The organism is Streptomyces sp. NPDC046379 (assembly GCF_055587785.1).
The window spans coordinates 145922-162602 of record NZ_JBVJFP010000015.1 but is presented as its reverse complement, the minus strand read 5'-3'; the positions used below and the strand labels follow the sequence as shown (position 1 = coordinate 162602).

13 protein-coding genes, 1 tRNA gene and 1 pseudogene are annotated in these 16681 nt (G+C 71.6%); 6 read left to right on the top strand and 9 right to left on the bottom strand.

The window, feature by feature from the left end:
- Window positions 1-124 precede the first annotated feature (124 nt).
- Window positions 125-1513 carry a cystathionine beta-synthase gene (locus ACZ6KF_RS25430; protein ID WP_356628399.1) on the bottom strand — a complete coding sequence of 463 codons (1389 nt, stop codon included), beginning with the start codon at window positions 1511-1513 and terminating at the stop codon, window positions 125-127.
- 148 nt (window positions 1514-1661) lie between these two features.
- On the opposite strand from ACZ6KF_RS25430, the gene ACZ6KF_RS25425 reads away from it, so the two are divergent.
- The 3 genes from ACZ6KF_RS25425 to ACZ6KF_RS25415 all read left to right on the top strand — a co-directional run bounded on the left by ACZ6KF_RS25425 (window position 1662) and on the right by ACZ6KF_RS25415 (window position 5141).
- Window positions 1662-2723 carry an SGNH/GDSL hydrolase family protein gene (locus ACZ6KF_RS25425; protein ID WP_469158747.1) on the top strand — a complete coding sequence of 354 codons (1062 nt, stop codon included), beginning with the start codon at window positions 1662-1664 and terminating at the stop codon, window positions 2721-2723.
- A gap of 108 nt (window positions 2724-2831) precedes the next feature.
- Window positions 2832-4052 carry an acetyl-CoA C-acetyltransferase gene (locus ACZ6KF_RS25420; RefSeq protein WP_469158746.1) on the top strand — a complete coding sequence of 407 codons (1221 nt, stop codon included), beginning with the start codon at window positions 2832-2834 and terminating at the stop codon, window positions 4050-4052.
- Window positions 4053-4355: 303 nt separating this feature from the next.
- The gene (locus ACZ6KF_RS25415) at window positions 4356-5141 is read left to right on the top strand and encodes a hypothetical protein (RefSeq protein ID WP_356628393.1); all 786 of its coding nucleotides are present in this window, start codon (window positions 4356-4358) and stop codon (window positions 5139-5141) included.
- 123 nt (window positions 5142-5264) lie between these two features.
- Here ACZ6KF_RS25415 and ACZ6KF_RS25410 read toward each other — a convergent pair whose 3' ends face one another.
- On the bottom strand, window positions 5265-5576 hold the full coding sequence (locus ACZ6KF_RS25410; protein WP_469158745.1) for a hypothetical protein: 312 nt from the start codon (window positions 5574-5576) through the stop codon (window positions 5265-5267).
- 104 nt (window positions 5577-5680) lie between these two features.
- On the opposite strand from ACZ6KF_RS25410, the gene ACZ6KF_RS25405 reads away from it, so the two are divergent.
- Window positions 5681-5908: a DUF4287 domain-containing protein gene (locus ACZ6KF_RS25405; protein ID WP_356628389.1), complete on the top strand. Its 228-nt coding sequence runs from the start codon at window positions 5681-5683 to the stop codon at window positions 5906-5908.
- A gap of 96 nt (window positions 5909-6004) precedes the next feature.
- Here the strand turns inward: ACZ6KF_RS25405 and ACZ6KF_RS25400 are convergent, their stop codons facing one another.
- The 3 genes and pseudogenes from ACZ6KF_RS25400 to ACZ6KF_RS25390 form a co-directional block, all read right to left on the bottom strand.
- Window positions 6005-6904: a Bax inhibitor-1/YccA family protein gene (locus ACZ6KF_RS25400; protein WP_469240492.1), complete on the bottom strand. Its 900-nt coding sequence runs from the start codon at window positions 6902-6904 to the stop codon at window positions 6005-6007.
- A gap of 137 nt (window positions 6905-7041) precedes the next feature.
- A pseudogene (locus ACZ6KF_RS25395) lies at window positions 7042-7698 on the bottom strand (4-hydroxybenzoate 3-monooxygenase); the annotation flags it as partial.
- A 68-nt stretch (window positions 7699-7766) separates the two neighbouring features.
- Window positions 7767-7849: transfer RNA gene (locus tag ACZ6KF_RS25390), tRNA-Leu, on the bottom strand.
- 404 nt (window positions 7850-8253) lie between these two features.
- On the opposite strand from ACZ6KF_RS25390, the gene ACZ6KF_RS25385 reads away from it, so the two are divergent.
- Together ACZ6KF_RS25385 and ACZ6KF_RS25380 are read left to right on the top strand one after the other, a co-directional pair.
- Window positions 8254-9024, top strand: a complete 771-nt coding sequence (locus ACZ6KF_RS25385; RefSeq protein WP_469240490.1) for an ABC transporter ATP-binding protein — start codon at window positions 8254-8256, stop codon at window positions 9022-9024.
- 51 nt (window positions 9025-9075) lie between these two features.
- Window positions 9076-11604, top strand: a complete 2529-nt coding sequence (locus ACZ6KF_RS25380; protein WP_469240488.1) for an ABC transporter permease — start codon at window positions 9076-9078, stop codon at window positions 11602-11604.
- 106 nt (window positions 11605-11710) lie between these two features.
- Here ACZ6KF_RS25380 and ACZ6KF_RS25375 read toward each other — a convergent pair whose 3' ends face one another.
- The 4 genes from ACZ6KF_RS25375 to ACZ6KF_RS25360 form a co-directional block, all read right to left on the bottom strand.
- The gene (locus ACZ6KF_RS25375; RefSeq protein ID WP_469240486.1) at window positions 11711-13021 is read right to left on the bottom strand and encodes a class I SAM-dependent methyltransferase; all 1311 of its coding nucleotides are present in this window, start codon (window positions 13019-13021) and stop codon (window positions 11711-11713) included.
- Between the two features lie 220 nt (window positions 13022-13241).
- Window positions 13242-14621, bottom strand: a complete 1380-nt coding sequence (locus ACZ6KF_RS25370; RefSeq protein ID WP_356628377.1) for an NAD(P)/FAD-dependent oxidoreductase — start codon at window positions 14619-14621, stop codon at window positions 13242-13244.
- A 516-nt stretch (window positions 14622-15137) separates the two neighbouring features.
- On the bottom strand, window positions 15138-16079 hold the full coding sequence (locus ACZ6KF_RS25365; RefSeq protein ID WP_469240484.1) for a Ppx/GppA phosphatase family protein: 942 nt from the start codon (window positions 16077-16079) through the stop codon (window positions 15138-15140).
- Window positions 16076-16660: a DUF501 domain-containing protein gene (locus tag ACZ6KF_RS25360; protein ID WP_356628373.1), complete on the bottom strand. Its 585-nt coding sequence runs from the start codon at window positions 16658-16660 to the stop codon at window positions 16076-16078. The genes ACZ6KF_RS25365 and ACZ6KF_RS25360 overlap by 4 nt, the downstream gene beginning before the upstream one ends.
- Between the last annotated feature and the right edge of the window lie 21 nt (window positions 16661-16681).

Here is a 16681-nt window from a genome sequence, read left to right as displayed (position 1 = left end):
CCGGACGCGTGTTAAGCGGGTGCTGCGTGTACGTGACACGCACGTACCAGTTCCGCGATGGTCCCGGCCCCGCCCGTCACCGCAAGTTCGCCGCGGTCACGGGCGGTTCACCGCAGGTTTGCCGTTACTTGGCCGTCTTGGCCAGAAAGGCCAGCAGGTCCTGCCGGCTGACGACTCCGGTGGGCTTGCCCTCCACCAGGACGATCGCCGCGTCCGCCGTACCGAGCACGGACATCAGGTCGCCGACCGGCTCTCCGGAGCCGACCTGCGGCAGCGGCGCCGACATGTGCTTCTCCAGCGGGTCGTCCAGCGAGGCCTTCTGGGTGAACAGCGCGTCCAGCAGCTCGCGTTCCACGACCGAGCCGACGACCTCGGCGGCCATCACGTCCGGGTGGCCGGCGCCGGGCTTGACGATCGGCATCTGGGACACGCCGTACTCGCGCAGGACCTCGATGGCCTGGCCGACGGTCTCGTCCGGGTGCATGTGGACCAGGGAGGGGATGGCGCCGTGCTCCTTGTCGTCGAGGACGTCGCCGACGCGAGCGCTGGGGCCGGCGTCCTCGAGGAAGCCGTAGTCGGCCATCCACTCGTCGTTGAAGATCTTGCTGAGGTAGCCGCGCCCGCTGTCCGGCAGCAGCACGACCACGACGTCGTCCTCGCCGAGCCGCTCGGCGACCCGCAGCGCGGCGACCACGGCCATGCCGCAGGAGCCGCCCACCAGCAGGCCCTCCTCCTTGGCCAGCCGGCGCGTCATCTGGAAGGAGTCCTTGTCGGACACGGCGACGATCTCGTCGGCGACGGTGCGGTCGTACGCCGTCGGCCAGAAGTCCTCGCCGACGCCCTCGACCAGGTACGGCCGCCCGGACCCGCCGGAGTACACCGAGCCCTCCGGGTCGGCGCCGATCACCTGGACGCGGCCCTCGCTGGCCTCCTTGAGGTAGCGGCCGGTGCCGGAGATGGTGCCGCCGGTGCCCACGCCCGCGACGAAGTGGGTGATCCGCCCCTCGGTCTGCTCCCACAGCTCGGGGCCGGTGGAGTGATAGTGCGACAGGGGGTTGTTCGGGTTGGAGTACTGGTCCGGCTTCCAGGCGCCCGGCGTCTCGCGGACCAGCCGGTCGGAGACGTTGTAGTAGGAGTCCGGGTGCTCGGGGGCCACAGCCGTCGGGCACACGACCACCTCGGCGCCGTACGCGCGCAGCACGTTGATCTTGTCGGTGGAGACCTTGTCCGGGCAGACGAAGATGCACTTGTAGCCCTTCTGCTGGGCCACGATCGCCAGGCCGACGCCCGTGTTGCCGCTGGTGGGCTCCACGATCGTGCCGCCCGGCTCCAGCTCGCCGCTCCGTTCGGCGGCCTCGATCATGCGCAGGGCGATGCGGTCCTTCACGGACCCGCCGGGGTTGAAGTACTCCACCTTGGCCAGGACGGTCGCCCTGATGCCCTTGGTCACGCTGTTGAGCCTCACCAGCGGGGTGTTGCCGACGAGGCTGATCATCGAGTCGTGGAACTGCACCGTTGTCTCCGGTTGCTGCAAAAGGGGTGGTCGTGATGTGCCGCCAGCCTACGGCGCGCGACGCGCGTTCACTCGTCGTTGAGATTGGCGGACCGCCGCTTCGGGGCAAGCACTGGGTGTACGGGGTTCGAGGAGGTGGCGGCGACGCATGACCAGCATGTCGAGGGCGCGGGTGGCCCGGCGGATCGCGGCCGGGGCGGCGTACGGCGGGGGCGGCATCGGGCTGGCCGGAGCGGCGGTCGCCGGTCTGGTGCTGGCCGAGGTCCGGCTGGCCCGGCGGCAGGTGGGCAACGGCTCCTCACCGCGCGTTCCGCACGCGGAGGGGACGTACGGCAGGGCCTTTCTCACCCCGGGCGTGCCGCCGCTGCGCTTCACCCTCCTCGGTGACTCCACGGCGGCGGGACAGGGCGTGCACCGGGCGGGCCAGACGCCGGGCGCGCTGCTCGCCTCGGGCCTCGCGGCGGTGGCCGAGCGCCCCGTGGAGCTGCGCAACGTCGCCCAGCCCGGCGCCCAGTCCGACGACCTGGACCGCCAGGTGGCGCTCGTCCTGGCCGACCCGGACCGGGTGCCCGACGTGTGCGTGATCATGATCGGCGCCAACGACGTCACCCACCGCATGCCCCCGACCCGCTCGGTGCGCCATCTGTCGGCGGCGGTACGGCGACTGCGCACGGCCGGCGCTGAGGTGGTGGTCGGCACCTGTCCCGACCTCGGCACGATCGAACCGGTGCAGCAGCCGCTGCGCTGGCTGGCCCGCCGGGCGTCCCGCCAGCTGGCGGCGGCGCAGACGATCGGGGTCGTGGAGCAGGGCGGGCGCACGGTGTCGCTGGGCGACCTGCTCGGCCCGGAGTTCGCGGCGAACCCGCGCGAGCTGTTCGGGCCCGACCACTACCACCCCTCGGCGGAGGGCTACGCGACCGCCGCGATGGCCGTCCTGCCGACGGTCTGCGCGGCGCTCGGCCTGTGGCCGGCCGAGGAGGAGCGCCCCGACGCCTCCCGTCACGAGGGTTTCCTGCCGGTGGCCCGGGCCGCCGCCGAGGCGGCGGCGGAGGGCGGCACGGAGGTCGCGGCGGCGATGCCGGCCGGCCCCCGCGGCCCCTGGGCGCTGCTCAAGCGCCGCCGCCGCAGGCCCCTCGCGGCGGAACCGGTCGACGAGCCGGTCGGCAAAACGCCCGGCGGAGCGTCCGGAACGACCACCCGAACGGACTAAGCAAGCGCTTGGAAAAGAGGCCCGCATCACACCGCGGCGACCGTGACCAAGCGCTTACATACCGGTAACTTCGGCCGTACGCCCCTACCGCCGTCGCTTGGAGCCGTGATGCCCGAAGCCGTGATCGTCTCTGCCGCCCGCTCCCCCATCGGCCGCGCCTTCAAGGGTTCCCTGAAGGATCTGCGCCCCGACGACCTCGCCGCCACGATCATCCAGGCCGCGCTGGCCAAGGTCCCGGAGCTGGACCCGAAGGACATCGACGACCTGATGCTGGGCTGCGGCCTGCCCGGCGGCGAGCAGGGCAACAACCTGGGCCGGATCGTGGCCGTGCAGATGGGCATGGACCACCTGCCGGGCTGCACGATCACCCGGTACTGCTCCTCGTCCCTGCAGACTTCCCGGATGGCCCTGCACGCCATCAAGGCGGGCGAGGGCGACGTCTTCGTCTCGGCCGGCGTCGAGATGGTCTCCCGGTTCACCAAGGGCAACTCGGACAGCCTGCCGGACACGCACAACCCGCTGTTCGCCGAGGCCGAGGCACGCACCGCCGCGGTCGCCGAGCAGGAGGGCACCGCCTGGCACGACCCGCGCGAGGACGGCCTGCTGCCCGACCCGTACATCGCGATGGGCCAGACCGCCGAGAACCTCGCCCGCTGGAAGGGCGTGACCCGACAGGAGATGGACGAGTTCGGCGTCCGCTCGCAGAACCTCGCCGAGGAAGCCATCAAGAACGGCTTCTGGGAGCGCGAGATCACCCCCGTGACGCTCCCCGACGGCGCCGTCGTCGCCAAGGACGACGGCCCGCGCCCCGGCGTCACCCTGGAGGGCGTCCAGGGCCTCAAGCCCGTCTTCCGTCCCGACGGCCTGGTCACCGCCGGCAACTGCTGCCCGCTGAACGACGGCGCCGCCGCGCTGGTCATCATGTCCGACACCAAGGCGCGCGAGCTGGGCCTGACCCCGCTCGCCCGGATCGTCTCCACCGGCGTCTCCGGCCTCTCGCCCGAGATCATGGGCCTCGGCCCGGTCGAGGCGTCCCGGCAGGCGCTGCGCCGCGCCGGTCTGACCATCGACGACATCGACCTGGTCGAGATCAACGAGGCGTTCGCCGCCCAGGTGATCCCCTCCTACCAGGAGCTGGGCATCCCGCTGGAGAAGCTGAACGTCAACGGCGGCGCCATCGCCGTCGGCCACCCCTTCGGCATGACCGGCGCGCGGATCACCGGCACGCTGATCAACTCGCTCCAGTGGCACGACAAGCAGTTCGGTCTGGAGACCATGTGCGTCGGCGGTGGCCAGGGCATGGCGATGGTCATCGAGCGCCTGAGCTGACCGCCCCTCAGCAGACGCGCCACAGCGTCCCGCCCCTCCGTAGCGATCCGGACGCAATGGGTCATTGAACGGCCCGGAATCCCGTAACCACCGGGACTCCGGGCCGTTTTGTGATCCAATCAGACCCAGGATGTGACCTTCTCCTCCCAGCACGGGTGTCACCGCAGGTCAGAGCGGGTGAAGCGAAAACGCAAGACCCAGGAACCTGTCCGTTTCGTGACGTTACGCACTGACAGCTGGTTAGTTCACCCATCAAGCTGATGTAGGAAGTCGGGGGGTCGACTTTGAACCGGGAGTACGTCAGTGAGCGCCATGCCGATCGCCTTGCTGGTCACCACGGCCGCCACGGGCGCCGTGGGCGTCGCCGTCCTGCGCACCCTTGTGCAGCTCCGCCGGCAGGTCACCGCCCTGCACGCCGAGCTGGCCGAGGGCCGTGCCGCACACGGGCTGGTGCCCGCCGCCCGCGCCGCGGCGGACACCGACGAGATACGCGCGGCCGTCGCCGAGGCCCTCGCCGAGGAGCGCGAACGCGAACTCGCCGAGGCGCGCGCCTTCTGGGCGGCTCAGGAGGCCCGTGACGTGGCCGACGCGCCCACCCTGCTGGGTCTGGCCGACAGCGAGCTGTTCATGCCCAGGCAGGCCGATTTCGCCGGTGTGGAGCACCTGGAGCCGGTGACCGAGCCGGGCGCCGAGGCCGAGGAGTACGCCGGGGACTCCCCGGAACTGGCCGCCGCCCGCCGCCGGCACCCCTCGCACCCGGACTTCACCCCGCATTCCTCACCCGTGGTGAACGACCACGAGCGCACGGTGGCCACCCTTGAGCAACTCGCCGCCTCCGCCGTGGAGCTGACGGACGTCCGCCCCGGCCCACTGGGCACCCTCGACGTGTACGTGTTCGCCGACGGTACGACCCTCTGCATGACCCCGGGCCACCGTGAGACCGCCGAGCGCCTCGCCGCCGCTCTCGCCGCCGGCGAGACCCCGGTCCTGCTGGGCGGCTCGGGCGTCTCGGGCGCGTACGCCCTCACCTTCACCTGCGGTGACGAGACGGTCTACATCCTGGCGGACCGGGTCATCGCGTCCCTGTGACCCGCGGACCCGTGCGGCCACCCGCTCCCCCTGAGCCCTACGGACCCGGCGCTGCCACCCGCTTCCCCTGAGCCCGACCTCGCGGGCCCGGCCCAGTCCCCACCGCCTCCTGAACGCCGCCGCTCAGACCCCCGCCCGCCGCTGCGCCTCCTCCACCAGCGCCACCGCCTCCGCCAGCCCGGCCTCGTCGCGCAGGACCAGGGCCAGGTCGTGGGCGGCGACGGTGATCTGGTCGGCGGCGGCGAACATGCCGGCGTCCGGCATCTCACGGGGCTCGCGGTCCGGGTCCTCCAGGATCTGCGCCCGCCGGGCCAGCTCACGGGCCAGCGCCAGGGCCTCCGCGGCGCCGCCCCGCTGGAGCCGGCTCTGGGGCGCGGCCCGCAGCCGGTCGGCGAAGTGGTCCACCGCACGGGTCAGTCGCGTCGTTTCCACCACGGGCGCGAGATTACGCGCCCGGGACGCACTGTTGCCAACGGGCGAACGCTCAGGCACGGTGACCTGAAGGACCGGCTTACATCCCATTGCGTCCGGAGGCGCCGATGTCCCAAGTGTTCTCCCAGGAGACCCATCGCAATCTGCTCGCCCGCATCCCCCACTGCACCGGTCGTGAAGTGTCCGACTGGCTGCGCACCGTCGAGGAAGGCCCCGCTCTCCGCTTCGAGGAGAAGGTCAGCTGGCTGCGCCACGAGTACGACCTGGCGTACGGCCACGCGAAGGCGATCATCCACGAGTACGACTTGAGGCGGGCCGCGCGCAAGCTGCTGTAGCCCTGTCGTCCCGACCCCGGACACGGCGGAGGGCCCCGGGTCGTCGACCCGGGGCCCTCGCTCATCTCGTGTCCGTGCGGCTGCCGCCGCTGCCGGTCAGTCGTCGCCGCTGAAGATGGCGACCAGGCGCAGCATCTCGACGTAGATCCACACCAGGGTCATGGTCAGGCCGAACGCGGCCAGCCAGGACTCCTCGCGGGGGGCGCCGTAGGCGACGCCGTCCTCGATCTGCTTGAAGTCGAGCGTCAGGAAGAACGCGCCGAGCACGATCGCGATGATGCCGACGATCGCACCGAGCGGGCCCATGCTGCGCAGACCGCCGTCCTCGGCGACGCCGAAGGCGACGAGCAGCAGGTTGACCGCCATGACCAGGATGAACGCGATCGCGATCGCCATGCCGATACGGGCGTAGCGCGCGGTGACGCGGATCCAGCCTGCCTTGTAGATCAGCAGCGTGGCGGCGGCGACCGCCATGGTGCCGACCACCGCCTGGAAGGGCGCGCCGGACCAGCGGGTGTTGAACATCTCGCTGATCACGCCGAGGAAGACGCCCTCGAAGGCGGCGTACGACAGGATCAGCGCGGGCGAGGCCTTGCGCTTGAAGGACTGGACCATCGCCAGGACGAAGGCGATGAGCGCGGCCCCGATGGCCAGGCCGTAGCTGCTGGACGACACCGGCAGCAGGGCCCAGGCGAGGACGGCGCCGACGACGACGGTGCCGAGCGTCATGGCCGAGCGCATGACGACGTCGTCCATCGTCATCCGGCCGGCGGTGACCGGGGCCTGCGGCGGGGCGCCGTAGGTCAGGTCCTGCGGGGCGTAAGGGTTCTGGGCGTACGGGTTCTGCGCGTAGGGGTTGCCGGCGCCGGGCTGGGCGTACGGGTTGCCCTGGGTGCCCACAGCTGCGCCCCCGGCCTGCGGCGCGGTGTTGAAGCCCGCGTAGCCGTTGTCGCGGCTGAACCCCCGTCGCGAGAAGACCGGGTTGCTGCTCCTCATTTCACTCCTCCATGGCCACCCTGCGTAGCCTTGGCTCAAGAGTAATAGACAGGCAAAAGAATGACGCTACTGCTTGGGGAGGATCTTTCCCTCCCTGTGCTGGGCAACACGCCACCGGGTTCCATGATTCCCGGTTCTCAGTCGAGCGGGAAGCCGGTGTACGCCTCGGCGAGGTCGGTCTCGGCGGCGCGGGAGGAGACGAGCCGTTCCAGGCGGGCGGCCTGGAGGCGGTCCTCGAAGGGGTCCGCGCCGGGAGCGCGGTGGAGCAGGGTGGTCATGTCGTAGGAGAACCGCTCGGCCTGCCAGACGCGGCGCAGGCACTTCTCCGAGTAGGCGTCCAGGAGCGCGGTGGACCCGGTGCGCATGCGGTGGGTGAGCGCGCGGGCGAAGGCGACGACGTCGCCGACGGCGAGGTTGAGGCCCTTGGCGCCGGTCGGGGGCACAATGTGGGCGGCGTCGCCGGCGAGGAAGAGACGGCCGTGGCGCATGGGCTCGTGGACGAAGGACCGCATCGGCGTGACCGACCTCTGCGTGATGGGCCCGCGCTCCAGCCGCCAGTCGTCGTCGGTCTCGAAGCGCCGCTCCAGCTCGTCCCAGATCGCCTCGTCGTCCCAGGCCCCGGCGTCCGTGCCGTCGGGCACCTGGAGATAGAGGCGGGAGACGGAGGGGGAGCGCATGGACAGCAGGGCGAAGCCGCGGGCGTGGCGGGCGTACACCAGTTCGTCGTGGGAGGGCGGGACGTCGGCGAGGATGCCGAGCCACCCGAAGGGGTACGTCCGCTCGAAGACGCGGGGTGCGGGGACGTACGGCCGCGGGCGGGAACCCAGCCGTTCCAGCAGGTCACCGAGAGTGACGACGGTAGTGCCCGGAACCGGACTTGAACCGGTACGCCCGCGAGGGGCAGCGAGGTTTAAGCTCGCCGTGTCTGCATTCCACCATCCGGGCAGGCCATGGGCTCCGCAACGAGGGTCGAGCCTATCGGGACCCGGGGCCCGAACAGCGGGCGGGCGGACCGATGTTGTCTTATTTTATTGATGTCTGAGGGTGCATCAGCACTCGGTTCCAGCCGTCCGCACCTGCCAAGAAGCCCTGTCCGCGGCGGTCGGCCACGCGGGGCGAATGACGGAATTTCACCGCCCGAACAAGGGCACACCACCTGTTCTCGGGAGGATCGCCGTTCCGGGTCGGCGCCGAGGGGCGTCCGTCATCCCCAGGTATGACACCGGGGACGTGCGTGCGACCGCAGTCTGGCTCCGGAACCGGAACTGCGGCTGACTACAGGGTGGTATCCGGCCGAGACGATGGATCGCGTTCCAGAACACAGCCGTCGTCCGACAGGAGCGCTTTCCGTGACCACCACACCCGTCGCCCGCCGCACCACCGAGGTGGCCGCGCGCGCCTCGGAGCTGTCGAAGATCTACGGCCAGGGCGAGACCCGGGTGGTCGCCCTGGACCGCGTCTCGGTCGACTTCCGGCAGGCCGAGTTCACCGCGATCATGGGCCCTTCCGGGTCCGGCAAGTCCACGCTGATGCACTGCGTGGCCGGGCTCGACACCTTCTCCTCCGGCTCGGTGCGCGTCGGCGACACCGAGCTGGGCGCGCTCAAGGACAAGCAGCTCACCAAGTTGCGCCGGGACAAGATCGGGTTCATCTTCCAGGCCTACAACCTGCTGCCGACGCTCACCGCGCGGGAGAACATCACCCTTCCGATGGACATCGCGGGCCGGAAGCCGGACAAGGAGTGGCTGGACACCGTCATCCGCATGGTGGGCCTCGCCGACCGGCTCGGTCACCGTCCCTCGCAGCTTTCCGGCGGCCAGCAGCAGCGCGTAGCCGTCGCCCGCGCGCTCGCCTCCCGGCCCGACATCGTCTTCGGCGACGAACCGACCGGGAACCTCGACTCCCGTTCCGGCGCCGAGGTGCTGGGCTTCCTGCGCAACTCCGTCCGGGAGCTGGGGCAGACGGTGGTGATGGTGACCCACGACCCGGTGGCCGCCGCCTACGCGGACCGGGTGGTCTTCCTGGCGGACGGGCGGATCGTGGACGAGGTGCACGGGCCGACCGCCGAGGCGGTGCTCGACCGCATGAAGCGTTTCGACGCCAAGGGCCGCACCAGCTGACCCGACGACCGACGTCCGCGCCCCACCACCCCCTCTGGACTGAGAAAACCCATGCTCCGAACCGCCCTGCGCAACGTACTCGCGCACAAGGCCCGGCTCCTGATGACCGTGCTCGCCGTGATGCTCGGCGTCGCGTTCGTGTCGGGGACGCTGGTCTTCACCAACACCATCTCCGAGGCCCTGCGGAAGAGTTCCGCCAAGGGCTTCGACCACGTCGACGTCGCCGTGCGCGCCGAGAGCCGCAAGGACACCGGCGACACCCTCGGCGAAACCCCCGAGCTGACGCAGGCGCTGGTGGAGGACGCGGGCCGCGTGCCGTCGGCCGCCTCCGCGACCGGCGTCGTCACCGGCTTCGCCGCCATCGCCGACAAGGACGGCAAGCTGGTCGGCGGCGGTTTCCAGTCGCAGGGCGGCAACTACTGGGGCGCCGAGGATCCCCGCTATCCGCTGGTGAGCGGGCGCGCGCCGCGCGGCGAGGGCGAGATGCTCATCGACGCTCAGACGGCCGAGCGCACCGGGTACGAAGTCGGCGACACGGTACGGCTGTCGGTGGACGGCCCGGTCCTGGAGCCGGAGATCACCGGCGTGTTCACCACCGACGACGGCAACGTCGCCGCGGGCGGCAGCCTCGCCCTGTTCGACACGGCCACCGCACAGCGGCTGTTCGGCACGCCGGGCACGTACGACGAGATCGCCGTGACCGCGAAGGCGGGCGTCACGCAGGCCGCGCTCAAGGCCGAACTGGACCGGGCGCTGCCGCGCGGCGTCGTGGAGACCACCACCGGGGAGCGGCTCGCCGACGAGCAGGCGGAGAGGATCGCGGCCCAGATGGGCGGGATGAAGCAGGGGCTGCTGGTCTTCGCGGGCATCGCGTTGTTCGTCGGCACGTTCATCATCGCCAACACCTTCACCATGCTGGTCGCCCAGCGCACCAAGGAGCTGGCGCTGCTGCGCGCGGTCGGGGCGTCCCGCCGGCAGGTGACCAGGGCGGTGCTGGTCGAGGCGTTCGTGGTGGGCGCCGTCGCCGCGGTGACCGGCCTGATCGCGGGCGTCGGCATCGGCGCCGGGCTGCGCTCGCTGCTGGACACCCTGGGCGAGACCGTCCCGGCCGGCCCGCTGGTGGTCTCCCCCGGCACGGTCGGCACCGCCCTGGCGGTCGGCGTCGTCGTCACGATGCTGGCGGCGTGGCTGCCGGGCCGACGGGCGGCGAAGATACCGCCGGTCGCGGCGATGAGCAGCGTGCACGCGCAGGCGACGGTGAAGTCGCTGGTGCTGCGCAACACGGTCGGCGCGGTGTTCTCCGCCGCCGGGGTGGCGGTGGTCCTCGCGGCGACGACGATGGACGGCTCGGACGGCCAGGCCCCGATGGGCCTCGGCGCGGTGCTGCTGATCATCGGCGTCTTCGTGCTGACCCCGCTGCTGTCCCGCCCGCTGATCGCGGCGTCGGCGCCGGTGCTGCGCGTCTTCGGCGTCGCGGGCCGGCTCGCCCGCCAGAACTCCCTGCGCAATCCCCGCCGTACGGCCGCGACGGCCTCCGCGCTGATGATCGGCCTGACCCTGATCACCGGCATGACGGTGATGGCGGGCAGCCTGCAGAAGTCGATCGACAAGATGGCGAGCGCCGCGATCCAGGCCGACTACGTCGTCTCCATGGCGAACGGCAACCCGCTCTCCCCGGACGTGGAGAAGACGCTGCGCGCCACGGAAGGCGTCACCGTCACCAGCCCGATGCGGGGCGCGCCGGCGCGCGTCGAGGGCGAGACGGAGTACCTCACCGGCGTCGCCGGCCGCGCGTTCGGCGAACTGACCGACCTCACGGTGGAGGACGGCCGTTTCGGGATCGGCGGCGCCGAGGTGGTCGTCGACGACCTGACCGCCGAGTCGCACGGCTGGCGCGCCGGTTCGGCGTTCACGGTGTCGTACGAGGACGGCGCGAGGCAGCGGATGACGGTCGCCGGGGTCTACGAGGCCAACGACATGTTCCAGGGCATCCTGCTGGACACCGCCGCGCTCGCCCCGCACCAGACGGACCCGGCCGACATGCGGGTCCTGCTGAAGACGTCCGACGGCGCATCCGCGGCGGCCAAGGACCGGCTGGAGAAGGCCCTCGGCTCCAACCCGGCCATCCGCGTCCAGGACAAGAAGGACATCTCCGACGAGATCGCCCGGATGTTCACGCTGATGCTGAACATGCTGTACGGCCTGCTGGCCATGGCGGTGATCGTCGCGGTGCTCGGCGTCATCAACACGCTGGCGATGTCGGTGTTCGAGCGCTCGCAGGAGATCGGCATGCTCCGCGCGATCGGCCTGAACCGCAAGGGCGTCAAGCGGATGGTGCGGCTGGAGTCGCTGGTGATCTCCGTGTTCGGCGGCGTGCTCGGCATCGGGCTCGGCGTGTTCTTCGGCTGGGCGGCCGGTGAGCTGCTGGGGACGAGGATGGCGACGTACGAACTGGTGCTGCCGTGGGCCCGGATGGGCGTGTTCCTGCTGCTGGCGGCGACGGTGGGCGTGTTGGCCGCGCTGTGGCCGGCGCGGCGGGCGGCCCGGTTGAACATGCTGACGGCGATCAAGTCGGAGTAGCGGCGCGGCAGTACGGCTGCGCGTCCGAGGCGGAGGCCGAGGCCGCAGCAGCCGAAGCCACAGCCGAGGGGCCCGATCCGGGGGATCGGGCCCCTTTCCCGTCCCGTCAGGCGTCCGCGTTCCAGGTGCGGGTGCGCAGGGGGAGCCCCGAGGCGCCGGAGTCGGGGGTCCGGACGGCGAGGACCTGGTTGACGCCGATGCGGTTGCGCTCGAAGGCGAGGGCGGAGGCCGCCATGTACAGCCGCCAGACGCGGGCCCGGCCGGGGCCGGCGAGCCGGACCGCGCGGGCCCACTCGCCCTCCAGGTTGGCGACCCAGCGGCGCAGGGTGAGGGCGTAGTGCTCGCGGATGGACTCCACGTCCCGCACCTCGAAACCGGCCCGTTCGAGCTGGGTGACGGTGGTGCCGAGCGGCGCCAGCTCCCCGTCGGGGAAGACGTAGGCGTCGATGAACGCGTCGACGTGGTAGGCGGATTCGTCGCGCTCGGGGCGGCGGGCGATCTGGTGGTTGAGCAGCCGGCCGCCGGGCCGGAGCAGGCGGTGCAGGCTCTCGGCGTAGGCGAGGTAGCGCTCGGCGCCGACGTGTTCGGCCATGCCGATGGAGGAGATCGCGTCGTAGGGCCCGTCGGTGACGTCCCGGTAGTCCTGCACCCGGATCTCCACCCGGTCCGTCAGTCCTTCCTCGGCGACGCGCTTGCGGGCGTACGCCGCCTGTTCCTGCGACAGCGTGATGCCGACGACGTGCGCGCCGTGCTCGCGGGCGGCGTGCACGGCCATGGAGCCCCAGCCGCAGCCGACGTCGAGCAGACGGTGACCGGGCTTCAGGGCGAGCTTGCGGGCGACGAGTTCGAGCTTGTCGCGCTGGGCGGTCTCCAGGGCGCCGCCCGCGGACTCGGGGGCGGGCCAGTAGGCGCAGGAATAGACCATGGAGGGGCCGAGGACCAGCTCGTAGAAGTCGTTGCCGACGTCGTAGTGGTGGCTGACGGCACGGCGGTCGGTGTGCCGGGTGTGCAGACGCGCCCGCCGTCGGCGGACCTCCTCGGGCGGCGGTGCGGGCGGCAACGGCGCCCCGGCGAGCGCGACCAGGCCGCGGACGGCGGCGCGGGAGCGCGGATCGCGCAGGATCTCGGTGAGCGTCCGGGCGTCGTCGGGACGCTCCCAGACGAGGCCGGAGACGGCACCGAGGGCGGTGTACAGATCCCCCTCCACGTCCAGGTCCCCCGCGACCCAGGCCCGCGCCAGCCCCAGTTCCCCCGGCTTCCACAACAGCCTGCGCAGCGCCCGCCGGTTGCGCACCACCAGCACCGGCGCGTCCGGCGGACCCGCCCGCGAACCGTCCCAGGAACGAATGCCCAACGGGAGCGGCGTCCCCAGCACCTGCTCGACCAGCTCTCTCAGCCGCGACGCGGCGTCCGCCATGGTGCACACCTCCGTGACGGTGACCCCTGGATGTCCGACACCACGTAAACACCCACGGCGCCCCGGCGCAGTCCCTCGAATGCGTTACGGCTGTGCAAAACCCGCCCGATCCGCTTGCCCGCCCCGCTCGTCCGCCCCGGCGCCTGCCCGGCTCGCCGGAACGCCGAAGGGCCCCCCGCACCACGGATGGCGGGAGGCCCTTCGGGGCGGCGCAGGGGTGTTACGACGCCTTGGCGCGTTCCTCGGTCTTCGCGGCGGCGACCGGGGCCGGCTTGGCGGCCTCGTAGAACTCCTCGCGCGGGGTTTCCAGGGCGCCGAGGGAGACGACCTCGCGCTTGAGGAACATGCCGAGGGTCCAGTCCGCGAAGACGCGGATCTTGCGGTTCCAGGTCGGCATGGCCATGCCGTGGTAGCCGCGGTGCATGTACCACGCCAGACGGCCGCGCAGCTTGATCTTCATCTTGCCCATGACGATCATCGCGACGCCCTTGTGCAGGCCGAGGCCCGCCACCGCGCCCTTGTTGGCGTGGCTGTACTCCTTCTGCGGGAAGCCCCGCATGCCGGAGACCACGTTGTCGCCGAGCAGCTTGGCCTGGCGCAGCGCGTGCTGGGCGTTCGGCGGGCACCAGGCGTTCTCGTTGCCCGCCTTGCGGCCGACGAGGTCGGGCACCTGGGCGTTGTCGCCCGCGGCCCAGATGTAGTCCGTGCCCTTGACCTGGAGCGTGGCCTCGGTGTCGACGTGGCCGCGCGGGCCCAGCGGGAGGCCGAAGCGGGTCAGCGCCGGGTTCGGCTTGACGCCGGCCGTCCAGACGATCGTGTTGGAGTCGACCTCGAGGCCGTTCTTGAGCACCACGTGGCCGTCGACGCAGGAGTCCATGGAGGTCGAGAGGTAGATCTCGACGCCGCGGCTCTCCAGGTGCTCCTTGCCGTACTGGCCGAGCTTGGGGCCGACCTCCGGCAGGATCTTGTCCGCCGCGTCGACCAGGATGAAGCGCATGTCCTCGCGGGACACGTTGCGGTAGTACTTGGCCGCGTCCCGGGCCATGTCCTCGACCTCGCCGATGGTCTCCGCGCCCGCGAAGCCGCCGCCGATGAAGACGAAGGTGAGCGCCTTGCGGCGGATCTCCTCGTCGGTCGTGGAGTCGGCCTTGTCCAGCTGCTCCAGGACGTGGTTGCGCAGGCCGATGGCCTCCTCGATGCCCTTCATGCCGATGCCCTGCTCGGCGAGGCCGGGGATCGGGAAGGTGCGGGAGACCGCGCCGAGCGCGATCACCAGGTAGTCGAAGGGCAGCTCGTACGCCTCGCCGACCAGCGGGGCGATCGTGGCGACCTTGCGGTCCTGGTCGATGGTGGTGACCCGGCCGGTGAGGACCTCCGCCTTGGGCAGCACGCGTCGCAGCGGGACGACGACGTGACGCGGGGAGATGTTGCCGGCGGCGGTTTCGGGGAGGAAGGGCTGGTAGGTCATGTACGACCGGGGGTCGACGACCGTGACGGTCGCCTCGCCGAAGCGCATCTTCTTGAGAATGCGCCGAGCTGCGTACAGGCCTACGTACCCACCGCCTACTACGAGGATCCTGGGACGCTCCGTGGTGCTCATGCCATCGAGTATCCACCCGCCCCAGGGGGGTGGCTCGTGCGCCCCTTCACAAGCTTCCTCCAGGCTTGTGCTATCCTTCGCGGCCCGCATGACACGGACCATGGTGACGGATGCGGGCCACCGTGCAGCACGGACCCCTGTCAAGGCCGCGTGAGCTGCCCCTCTGGCCTGTCTCACGCCTCGGGCCGGCGCCCCGCGCAGACCCCGCGCGACCCCTCCCCCATCCCCGCTCCAGAGCCTCTACGGCCCTGGTGGGGCCCCGTAATGGCGCAACGACCGCCGATGATCCCCCTCGGGGACCGAATTCCTTGTGAAGAACTTCACGAACTTTTCCCGACGGGCGTCAACGGGAGGTGAGGAAGCACCCGCCGGGCGCGCTCAAACGGTGTCCGGCCTGCTCAGTTTGAAGATACCCGCAAGTAATTAGAGGGGCGGCGCCGGCTGACGACGAGGAGGACGTCCTCCTCGTCGTCGAGGCCGGCGACCGCCGGGACGCGTACCGCACCCCGCAGGCGGTCAGGCCAACGACCAGCCGATCCCGTCGAGGATGTCGTGCTCGCTGACGACGACCTCCTCCGCGCCGATCCATTCCATGATCGACAGCAGGACGAGGGCCCCCGCGCCGATCACGTCCACCCGCCCCGGGTGCATGGAGGGGATGGCGGCGCGCTCGGCGTGCGTGGAGCGCAGCAGCCGGTCGGTGATCTCCCGGACGGTGTCGTGGGAGACGCGGGAGTGGTGGATGGCCGCCGAGTCGTACGCGGGCAGGTTCTGCGCGATGGCCGACACCGTCGTGACCGAGCCGGCCAGCCCGACCAGGGTGCGCGCCTCCCGCAGCGGAACCCGCTCCTCCGCGAGGTCGAGGGCGGCCTCGATGTCCGCCCGCATCGCCGCGATCTGCTCCTCGGCCGGCGGGTCGCTCACCACGCCGTCCCGCACCAGATGCCGTTCCGTCATCCGCACGCACCCGACGTCCACGGAGCGCGCCGCGCGCACCCGCTCCTCGCCCACCACGAACTCGGTGGAACCGCCCCCGATGTCCACCACCAGGAACGGCAGCGCCAGATCCGTACGCCCCGTCAGCTCCTTGGTCGCGCCGGTGAAGGAGAACTCCGCCTCCTGGTCCCCGGTGATGACCTCCGGCTCCACGCCCAGGATGTCCAGCACGCCGCGCACGAAGTCCTCGCGGTTCTCCGCGTCGCGGGAGGCGGAGGTCGCCACGAAGCGCAGCCGCTCCGCCCCGTGGGCCTTGACGATCCCGGCGTACTCGCGGCAGGCCGCGAAGGTCCGCTCCAGCGCCTCGGGCGCCAGCCGGCCGGTGCGGTCGACGCCCTGGCCGAGCCGCACGATCGTCATCCGTCGGTCCAGGTCGACCAGTTCGCCCGTCGCCGGGTCCGCGTCGGCGACGAGGAGACGGATGGAGTTCGTACCGCAGTCGATGGCGGCCACTCGGGTCATCGGCCGGTCTCCTCGCTCGCGTCCGTGGGCTGTCCGGGCTCTTCCCCGGTCCGGCCGGCCGCCGTGCCGGGGAGCGTCACGCAGGCGCCCTTGCGCCACCACTGCGGCAGCATCGCCAGCGCCTCGTCGCCCAGCGGGTTGACGCCGGGGCCCGCGGCCAGCGAGTGGGCGACCAGGACGTGCAGGCACTTCACCCGGTCCGGCATGCCACCGGCGCTGGGGAAGTTCTTCAGCTCCTCGATCGCGTCCCGCCGCCGGACGTAGTCCTCGTGGGCGGCCCGGTACGCGGCGGCCAGCTCCGGGTCGGCGGCCAGCCGCTCCGTCATCTCCTTCATCACGCCGTTGGCCTCCAGCGTGCCGATGGCCGAGTTGGCCTTCGGACACGTCAGGTAGTACAGCGTCGGGAAGGGCGTGCCGTCGGGCAGCCGCGGGGCCGTCTCCACGACGTCCGGCTGACCGCAGGGGCAGCGGTGCGCGATGGCGCGCAGGCCGCGCGGGGGCCGGCCGAGCTGCTGATTGAAGGCCTCCACGTCCGCGTCGGTGGGCTCGGTGCGCGGGGTGGACGGCGGGGGCGTTTCCATGCGTCTGAGACTGTCTTCCTC